Source organism: uncultured Acetatifactor sp. (genome assembly GCF_948601915.1).
Lineage (GTDB): Bacteria > Bacillota > Clostridia > Lachnospirales > Lachnospiraceae > Acetatifactor.
The window spans coordinates 1-8,975 of record NZ_CAPDXS010000183.1 but is presented as its reverse complement, the minus strand read 5'-3'; the positions used below and the strand labels follow the sequence as shown (position 1 = coordinate 8,975).

11 protein-coding genes and 1 pseudogene are annotated in these 8,975 nt (G+C 51.8%); 6 read left to right on the top strand and 6 right to left on the bottom strand.

The window, feature by feature from the left end; translation table 11 throughout:
• From Q2B33_RS21670 to Q2B33_RS21660, 3 genes and pseudogenes are all read left to right on the top strand, one after another.
• Window positions 1–274, top strand: a pseudogene (locus Q2B33_RS21670) (TetR/AcrR family transcriptional regulator); the annotation flags it as partial.
• Window positions 267–959 carry an ABC transporter ATP-binding protein gene (locus Q2B33_RS21665; protein WP_300569442.1) on the top strand — a complete coding sequence of 231 codons (693 nt, stop codon included), beginning with the start codon at window positions 267–269 and terminating at the stop codon, window positions 957–959. The pseudogene Q2B33_RS21670 and the gene Q2B33_RS21665, both read left to right, overlap by 8 nt.
• Before the next feature lie 4 nt (window positions 960–963).
• Entirely contained in the window at window positions 964–2,112 is a 1,149-nt protein-coding gene (locus Q2B33_RS21660) for an FtsX-like permease family protein (protein WP_300569439.1), read from the top strand.
• A 47-nt stretch (window positions 2,113–2,159) separates the two neighbouring features.
• Here the strand turns inward: Q2B33_RS21660 and Q2B33_RS21655 are convergent, their stop codons facing one another.
• From Q2B33_RS21655 to Q2B33_RS21635, 4 genes are all read right to left on the bottom strand, one after another.
• Window positions 2,160–2,711 (bottom strand): hypothetical protein, encoded by a 552-nt coding sequence (locus Q2B33_RS21655; RefSeq protein WP_300898444.1) that lies wholly within the window; start codon window positions 2,709–2,711, stop codon window positions 2,160–2,162.
• Window positions 2,712–2,810: 99 nt separating this feature from the next.
• Entirely contained in the window at window positions 2,811–3,176 is a 366-nt protein-coding gene (locus Q2B33_RS21650; RefSeq protein WP_300569433.1) for a hypothetical protein, read from the bottom strand.
• Between the two features lie 164 nt (window positions 3,177–3,340).
• Complete coding sequence (locus Q2B33_RS21640; protein ID WP_300569430.1) at window positions 3,341–3,535, bottom strand: hypothetical protein; 195 nt, start codon at window positions 3,533–3,535, stop codon at window positions 3,341–3,343.
• 183 nt (window positions 3,536–3,718) lie between these two features.
• On the bottom strand, window positions 3,719–4,477 hold the full coding sequence (locus tag Q2B33_RS21635; protein ID WP_300569427.1) for a CPBP family intramembrane glutamic endopeptidase: 759 nt from the start codon (window positions 4,475–4,477) through the stop codon (window positions 3,719–3,721).
• A gap of 240 nt (window positions 4,478–4,717) precedes the next feature.
• On the opposite strand from Q2B33_RS21635, the gene Q2B33_RS21630 reads away from it, so the two are divergent.
• Window positions 4,718–5,290: a GNAT family N-acetyltransferase gene (locus Q2B33_RS21630; RefSeq protein WP_300770232.1), complete on the top strand. Its 573-nt coding sequence runs from the start codon at window positions 4,718–4,720 to the stop codon at window positions 5,288–5,290.
• A 108-nt stretch (window positions 5,291–5,398) separates the two neighbouring features.
• Complete coding sequence (locus tag Q2B33_RS21625; RefSeq protein WP_296464535.1) at window positions 5,399–6,229, top strand: hypothetical protein; 831 nt, start codon at window positions 5,399–5,401, stop codon at window positions 6,227–6,229.
• Between the two features lie 310 nt (window positions 6,230–6,539).
• Here the strand turns inward: Q2B33_RS21625 and Q2B33_RS21620 are convergent, their stop codons facing one another.
• Window positions 6,540–7,484, bottom strand: a complete 945-nt coding sequence (locus Q2B33_RS21620) for an N-acetylglucosamine kinase (protein WP_300569424.1) — start codon at window positions 7,482–7,484, stop codon at window positions 6,540–6,542.
• Between the two features lie 10 nt (window positions 7,485–7,494).
• Between Q2B33_RS21620 and Q2B33_RS21615 the strand changes: the two genes are divergently transcribed.
• On the top strand, window positions 7,495–7,701 hold the full coding sequence (locus Q2B33_RS21615) for a hypothetical protein (RefSeq protein WP_300569421.1): 207 nt from the start codon (window positions 7,495–7,497) through the stop codon (window positions 7,699–7,701).
• A 73-nt stretch (window positions 7,702–7,774) separates the two neighbouring features.
• On the opposite strand, the gene murQ is transcribed toward Q2B33_RS21615, so the two are convergent.
• Window positions 7,775–8,707: an N-acetylmuramic acid 6-phosphate etherase gene (gene murQ / locus Q2B33_RS21610; protein ID WP_300569418.1), complete on the bottom strand. Its 933-nt coding sequence runs from the start codon at window positions 8,705–8,707 to the stop codon at window positions 7,775–7,777.
• Window positions 8,708–8,975 lie beyond the last annotated feature (268 nt).

The window sequence follows — 8,975 nt, the reverse complement described above, 5'->3', positions numbered from 1 at the left end:
GACAGAGCAGAAACAGATTCCCGACTTATCCGGTGTGCTTCCGCTGATTGATGAAAGCTATGAGCAGATCCTGCTGTCCATCCAGGATGATTACAAAATCAGCAGGCCCTCCGCGGAAAAACTGTATCACCATCTATGGATATATACCCACGGAATCGCATCCCTCTGCGCCACGAAAATGTGCCGCTTCACAGGCCAGGAAATCAGCACCATGATGACGGAGGTAGCAATGAGCATCTTGAAAAAAATAAAGGAGGATGAAAACAATGATTAAAGCGAAAGACATCATAAAATCCTACGGAAACGGAGAGAGCCGGTTTCAAGTGTTAAAGGGCATCAGCCTTGATATTGGGGATAACGACTTTGTAGTCATCCTCGGCGCGTCGGGTTCTGGCAAGTCCACTTTTCTGAATGTAATCTCAGGTCTTGAACGCCCCGATAGCGGGAAAGTGTCCTATGACGGGAAGGAGATTACAGCCCTTTCTGACAAGGAAGTAACTGCATTTCGCAAGGAAAATGTGGGATTTATTTTCCAGCAATATTATCTGCTGCCCAATATGAACGTGGATAAAAACGTGAAAATGGGCGCCGACTTAGCAGGCAACAAAGACTATAAAACCGTCATTGAGGCAGTGGGACTGGGAGAAAAAAGGCAGAAATATCCCAGCGAACTTTCAGGCGGCGAACAGCAGAGAGTATCCATTGCAAGAGCCTTGGCAAAGAGACCGAAAGTCCTATTTCTCGACGAACCCACAGGCGCATTGGACGAACAGACAGGGCGGCAGATTCTCGACTATATCTGCAAACTTCAAAAGGAATATGATTTCACGATCATAATGGTGACGCACAACCTGAATATCGCGGAAATGGCTGACACAGTCATAAAAATGAACAGCGGAAAAATCTCTGAAATCTATACAAATGAAACGAAAAAGACCGCTTACGAGATTGGATGGTGACGATATGCTCATTGGAATAAAAAACGCTTCAAAACTCATCGGCCTTTCCATTATCGCCTGCTGCGCCGTGCTTGTATGTACCATGTTCGTGAATTTTTATTGTGATGTTCGCCTGATTGAGAGCGAGATAACATCCGAACCAGCAATGATTTTTTATAATGCCCAGGTTTCTACCGCAAAAGTCGTCTGCCTGGTAAGCGGCGGATGCCTGCTTTTGACTGCGGTTATCATGCTGCTGTTTTATATCAAACACTATATCGACACCCACAAGAAAGAGCTTGGGATATTGAAGGCATTGGGATATTCAAATCTCAAAATTGCAAAAAGCTTCTGGGTATTCGGAACCAGCACCTTCATCGGAACCGCAATCGGATACGCAGGCGCGTTTCTCATCATGCCCCGGTTTTACGCCCTGCAGAATGAAGATAAATTGCTCCCTGAGCTGACTGTCCATTTTCATCCAGGCATTTTATTCTGTTTCGTGGCATTGCCCACGGTGTGTTTTTCGGCGCTTTCGGTTTATTACGCCTGGCACAAATTAAAAAAGCCTGTGCTGCTGCTTTTGAAAGACAACCTGCAGACCGCTTCCAAAACGCCGAACCACAGAACCGAAAAAAACAGAGAATTGCCCTTCGTGGAGGACTTGAAAAGGAATACCCTGAAATCGAAAAAGGCCCTTGTATTCTTCATTGTTTTTGCTTCATTTTGTTTTTCATCTATGACACAGATGTCGTTCAGTATGAAGGATTTCGCAAGTGAAATGATGGGCGTGATGATGCTGGCCATCGGACTTATATTGGCCTTTACAACGCTGTTCCTCGCCATCACTACCGTCATCAACGGGAACACAAAAACCATTGCCATGATGAGAGTATTCGGCTATTCGCAGAAAGAATGCTGCAGGGCGATTCTGGGCGGATACAGGCCGCTGTCTTATCTTGGTTTTATGCTGGGAACAGGATATCAGTACGGATTGCTGCGGCTTATGGTGGACATCGTATTTCAGGATATGGGGAGCGTACCGGCATATGAATTTGATGTTCCCGTTATGCTTGTCTCGCTCACCGTGTTTATAGCGATTTACGAAATTCTCATGTATGTGTATTCCGAAAAAATCAAGAAGATTTCTATCAAGGAAATCATGATTGAGTGACAGGAGGAAGGCGGGAAATGCATGCGGACAAAAGCCCCGCTGCCCTGTCATTCAGCCAGCGGGGAGGCGAAGCCATCGGCCAATTTCAGCGCCGTCTGCCGCACGCCCTCTATGGGGAGGACATGCGTATACGCCCAGGCGTGCCACAATATATGACAGACCGTCGCAAACTTCCCCCAGTCCCCATCCTCGGATTCATAGCCCGCCAGACGCAGTGCCAGAGCCTGCTCCAGCGCCAGCGGCGCCAGCATGGGCCGCTGCCAGCCCAGGATGTAGCGCAAATCCCCGCCTTCCGTTATCAGGTTCGAGACATTGAGATACCCATGGATGATTCCGATTGGCTGACCGGCATACAGGCGGGGGATCCGCGTTTCCATCCAGTGGAACAAAGGGCGAAGCGCCTGCCCGCCGCTGCCCAGGGCGGACAGGCAGGCGCTTTCCGTCTGTGAGATCATTCTATCCCCGGAGGAAAGGTCGAAAAAAATCGGTATGCCGCCCACATCCCGAAGCGCCTCCCTGCACTGCGCGGTCAGCATTTTCACTTCAGAAGCGGACGGCGGGGCGGCAGGAGAAGAGGGGCAGTAGGGAAAAATCAGCATATCGCACCCACGTGAAATATGCGCCAGCAACAGCCTTTTCATGATTCGGTATGGAAGCGCAAGGAAAATCGGAAAGACCAGCCGGGGAACCGACCGGCCTCATAAGCTTTCATGAGCTTCCTCCTCCAAACATGAAATCCAACTTGATAAGCTCTCCATACTAAAATCATTTAGCGCCTTTCCATAACAGGTAAACGATAAGGGGTGGTTTTCCTCCATCCATTTTAATGTTTTTTTAGGGCCCAAATAGGGATGGTTCACTATTTCACAAAAAATTTCCAAGCTATCGATTAGTACCCAATGCCATCGGAACATCCCTTCAAAATCGCCTCTTTTTGCCCGGTTGAGCATCTTTATGCACCAGTCCACATCTGCCTGAATTGCTTCCTTTGCTTTGTGTGGGCGATTTTTCAGATATAACAAAACGTTATCCTGAATGGCCTTTCCTTTGCCTGAAGTATCCATAACAACTTTTCCATCAAAAATCTGGACAAAGTTACTGCAGTCATAATCTTCGTTAAAGTAAGTCTCCGGATATACAAATACATCTAATTGGATTCCATTAACAAACGAAGTATCATGGAATTCCTCATGATGATGAGAAATAACGAGAGCGTCAAAATCACTGTTCAGATTATTCGTTCCATTGGCATATGAGCCATAAAGTATAATAGAAAGAGGGCTATATCCAGCGGGTCTGATTGTCGCAGAATATGTTTTATATTCAAAATGGCTAAGCTGGCTCCTGCCAGAAGCAAAAGGACGCTGACAGCTACGAAACCAAGAAGGCCTGACATAGAAACTTCAGTGTCCGCCGTAACCATATAGCCTCCTGAAAATATAAATCCTATTACAATGAAAGCGCCAATGAAAAGTAACGGTTTTGACTCAATTATTTTTATGATGTTGGAATCAATTTCGTCTAACTGCGGGGTTCTTTGCGGGGCAACTATCTTTAATTTTTTGAATTCCGCGTCCCCAGGCACATCCGCACAGAAATAAGTATGCTACCGCTTAAATACTTTTAACCTGCCATTGACCGCCACCAAAGCATAGGAACATAAAATCAAAATCATGGTTGCGGCTATATTTCCCCATATATTGTCATGGATGATATAGATCCCCGAGAAAGAGTTTACGATGCAGTGAAATAATACACATAGCCACACGCTGCCCGTATTCTTTCTGATGCTTGCCAGAGCAAAGCTTAATCCCAAGACGTTTATTCCGAATGCGAAATAATTCTGCCCAAACTGGCCCGCTCCCTGTATGTAAAACAAGGGCAGATGCCACAGCCACCAGATGACGCTGACCAGGATAGTTGATACAGTGAACGGGTATTTTTTCTCTAATTCCGGCTGAAGAATATAGCGCCAGCCCGCTTCTTCTAATCCGCCCCCCACAAGCATCATGGGAATCATGACAATGATCGCAAAGACAGGCGCGCCGTTTTCGTACCCTGAAATAAGGCATTGGGGCAAGATGAATATGATTGCCATAACCGCTACCATAAGATAGGAAAGGACATTATGCTTCAAATCAAAGATATTTTTCAACCATTCTTTCATGCCCGCAACTTGGTTGTCGCCCCTTAATGACAGATAGGACGCGATTGTAGGCGACCACCCGCCTAACAGGAACGGCGCATACAGCCATTTGCTGTCATTTAACGAAATTCCGTTAAAACTGCACAATAGACATATCCCCCAACCAATCGCCATGAACAGAAAGGTAAAGCCCAGATAAGTTTTGTTTAGCCTGCTCATATTCCATATCTCCTTAAGCGCTGATTTGCGGCCCTGCACACGCCTCATTTTCCGCGGTTTGCCGTCCGCCCTTTCGGGAAAACCTTTTCAGCTATAATTATATGCGGTAAGCCGGATAAATACAAGGCTCTTCTTGTAATTTGCTTTGCCGGGCCGACTGGCGCATTGTGTTCGGCAGGAAGATGTGCTATACTTGGATTCATGAATTGACCGACGGATCGGAGGCGGGGGGAGATAAGCTTGGATAACATACGGATTGAGACAGACAGGCTCATACTGAGAAGATTTGAAGAAGACGATATAGAAGCGATTTATCTTCTTTTTTCAGATGACGAGGTAAACGCCTTTTTGCCATGGTATCCTGTGAAGGATAGGAATGAGGCCAGGGATTTTTTCGAAAAACGTTTAAAAGGCGGGAAGTATTGCTTCGCGATCTGCCGAAAAGAAGATGACTTCCCTGTCGGCTATATACACGCGGAGGAGGATGACAGCCATGACTTCGGCTATGCGCTCCGCAAAGAATACTGGCATCAGGGGATCGTCAGCGAGGCGAGCAGCGCTGTCATCGAGCTGCTCAGAGAGGAAGGGCTTCCTTATATCACGGCGACGCATGACAGGAATAACCCCAGAAGCGGGGCCGTGATGAAACGGATTGGCATGGAATATTGTTATTCTTATAAAGAGCAGTGGCAGCCCAAAAACTTTCCGGTGATATTCCGGATGTATCAGCTAAACTTTGACGGGCAGAAGGACAGGGTATATCAAAAATACTGGAACTTATATGATGAGCATTTCGTTGAAACAGATATATGATTTCCGCCATATCTTTCCTTGTTCCGCTTATATTTTCAGAGAATAAGCCGATATAATGAAAAAGCTCGTAAACGCAAGGACGCGACAGAGGGACAAGGGGGTCACGATATGAGCATAGAGGTCAACACCAACAGGAATACAGGCGTAAGGCAGGTCACCATAAAGAGGCAGGACGGCTCCAAGGTAGGCACCATCACGATCCACAGCCAGAGTCTGAAGAAGCTGAAAAAACTGGGCTACAAACAGAGGCGGATTTCTTCCATGATCACCCAGGCCACCACCTCCGGCAATGCCAGGCAGGTACTGGCCAGCGCCAAGACCGAGACTGTGAACCTGCGCAGGAAGCTGGCCAGCGGCAAGTACAATGACCGTGAGGTCAGGGCCGCAATCCGCCATGCGGAGCGGATGGAGCGTGTGGCAAAGAAGCGCATGAAGCACCTCCAGCAGGAGGAGTATATAGAGAAGCATGGCGGCGGCACATGGCAGAACTTCCTGGACGAAGAGGGCAGGGAAGAGCGCGGCCAGGAGCTGGAGGCATCGGAATTTGCGGAGATAAGCGCCGAGGAGATGGAACAGCTCATGGAGGAGCTCCAGGAGGAGATGGAGCAGTTGGCCCAGGAGCAGGAGCTGGAGATGCTGGAGCTGATGCAGACAGCCCGGACGGACATGGATCCCGCAGAGCTGGAGCGGTTGAAGAAGAAGCACAGGGCGGACGAGATGCGGGAGATCGTGGAAGCCGACATGAAGTATCTGCGGGCCCTCTTCAACCAGTTGGAAAGGGAGAGGCAGGACGCCGCCTCGCTGGGGAGCGACAACGGCGTGGCCCTGCAGTTGGCAGGGGTGGAGATACCTGTCCAGGTGGATACAAGGTCAGCGGCGGAGGTGGCTTCCGCGGGCGCGCCCCCGGCGGCGGGCGGCACCATAGATATGGCGTTGTAAATATACTGCATTACGCTGAATGTGGCCTAATGTAATCATGCGATTGAACCAGTCGGCGTTAGGCAGTCTGGTTTCACGGCGAGTGAAATCGTTAAGCAGTATAAAGCATCTTTCTGCCGTCAAGAATAATCGGTACAAGTCATGGAAGAATGGCTGCGCCTTAGGCATTCTTCTGTGTGCGGCTTATGCTGCACGTCAATGAAAACTGCAGAAACTACAGCGAAAGACCGCCAGACATATCTGCTCGCCATGGACAGATATGACTGGCGGTCTTACATATGGATTCTTTTTGCGGTTGTCCTTTGACAGCTTAGAGTATCTCCGCATGCTTCCGCGCCAGACCAACTGCCCCATGGGCGGCGTCCGCCCGGGCCTGGGCGATGCGGATTCCGGGAAGCCTGTGGGAAATGGCTTCCGTCAATTCCCCCGCGATCCGCGGGTTGCCCAGCAGGACGCTGCCGTGCAGCACGAGAGGGAGCTCTGGGCTGCCGCAGCGGGCCTCCATCCTACCGTAGACGGCCGTGACCATTTCCAGAAGACCGGCTACCGCTTTTTCGATAATCTGTGCCGAGGCCCTGTCCCCTTCATTTTCCGGCAGGGAGATCAGGCGGGCCAGCCTGGCGATGTCCTTCTTGGTATGGCTCATGTCGTAGATATACCCCACCAGCTCCGGGGAACCGGATATCCCCAGATGCCTGAACAGGGCGCCGCGCAGGGTGGTCTCAGGCCCCCTGCCGTCCTCTGCCTTCACCACCGCGGCAGCGATGTCCCTGCCGATGGCATAGGCGCTGCCCTCGTCGTCGATGAGATGCCCGAAGCCTCCGGCCCGGTATCTTTCCCTTCCGCCCTGGGTCTGCCCCAGGCAGATGGAGCCTGTGCCGGAGATCAGCAGGAGGCCGTCCTCCTCCCCAAGAGCGCCGTACAGCGCCGCGTCCGCATCGCTGCAGACAGTGACCGGGCAGCGGAAGCCGCAGCCTTCCAGGAGGTTCCGCAGGAGGGCGTCGGCGGCAGGATTGTTGTTCCCCGCCGCGCCGATGGCGATGGCCCCGCAGTCCGCCAGGGCATAGCCGTTTTCCTTAAGCCCCTCCGCAACGTCCTGCAGGGACCTGGCGATCCGCTCCCGGGGGAAGCTGTTGCAGTTGAGGCCTTCTGTCTTCATCTGAAAAAGGTCATTTTCGCCGTCGGAAATCAGGACGGAAGTCCCCGTCCCTCCGGCGTCCATTCCGATGTAATATTTCCCAGAACATTTTTCCATGTGAAACTCCTTGTACGGTGTTTATTCCCGAATTCATCCAATATTAGTCTCTTCCACAGAAGACGCTCCCGTGGAAGATGCCTCTGCAAAGGAGGCTTCTGTTAAAAGTTATTGTACAGAAGATGCTGCCGCAGAAGAAGCTTATGTAATAGGCCATTACGCAAAAGACGCTCCCTGTAAGAAGCCTCTTGAAGAAGCCCTTGCCCAGGCCGCCTAGTCCGTGGGGCAGAGGCCCATGAGTGCTGTGGACCGGCCTCTGCCGATGGTGGCTGCAGCGGAGGCAAATATCTTCACCCGTTTGTCGCAGGAGCCTCAATCCCCAGCCGGGAGAGGGCCTGCCGCAGATTGTCTGCGTTTTCATCCAGCGCGGCCTGGGCGTCGGCGGCCTCCAGCCCGGAGAGGTACATCAGTATGGCCAGCTTCGTCCTCATATTGGCCGCCGCCAGATACTTCTGCGCGTCCTCCTCCGACCCGCCGGTGATGTCCCGGAAGATTCGCCTGGCCCGGTCCACCAGCTTGCCGTTGGTGGCGTTCAGGTCCACCATGCGGTTCCCGTATGCCTTGCCCAGCTTGATCATGGTGGCGGTGGTGAGCATGTTCAGCACCAGCTTCTGGGCCGTGCCGGACTTCATCCGGGTGGAGCCTGTGAGGGCCTCCGGGCCTGTCACGGGCGCGATGCAGACATCCACTTCCCCTTGCAGGATGCTGTCCGGATTGGTGGTGATGCCGATGGTCTTCGCGCCCACGGCCGCGGCCTGCCTGACCACGCCCAGCACATAGGGCGTCCTGCCGCTGGCGGCGATGCCGGTGACAACATCGGCGGCCGTGATGCCCAGCCTTGCGATTTCATCCCTGCCCAGGTCTTCGCTGTCCTCGCTGTCCTCCACCGCATTGCGCAGGGCCGTGTCCCCGCCTGCGATATGCCCCTGTATCAGGTCGTGGCTGACCCCGAAGGTGGGGGTGCACTCGGAGGCGTCCAGGACCCCCAGCCGCCCGGAGGTGCCCGCGCCGAAATAGAAGAGCCGCCCGCCGTCCCGGATGGCGCTTACGATCAGGTCCACGGCCCGGGCTATCTGAGGGATTTCCTTTCCTACCGCCTCCGGAACGATTCGGTCCTCCGCGTTGATCAGCTCCAGAATCCCGGCCGTATCGCAACGGTCGATTTCTTTTGTCCTGCTATTGACCTGCTCGGTCAATAAGCTTGCCAGATAATTGTCCATCATACCTCCTGACTGCCGGTCCGGGGTGGAACCGGCCTGTTTTTTGTTAAACTACATTGTAGATGCATTGGGGGCCGCTGTCAACATGCGTTTGCGGACAGGAAGCCGGGCGAAATAATAAGGAAACTTGTCCAAATGGGCCTGAAACGCCAGGAAAACAGGGTATTTCAGATAAAAAACACAAAAGGAAAGATAGCTCGAAGGGGGAGGGCGGAAGAGGGGGACAAGAAATTCGGCATATTTTCAACAGTATCGAAAGGTATACATTTTG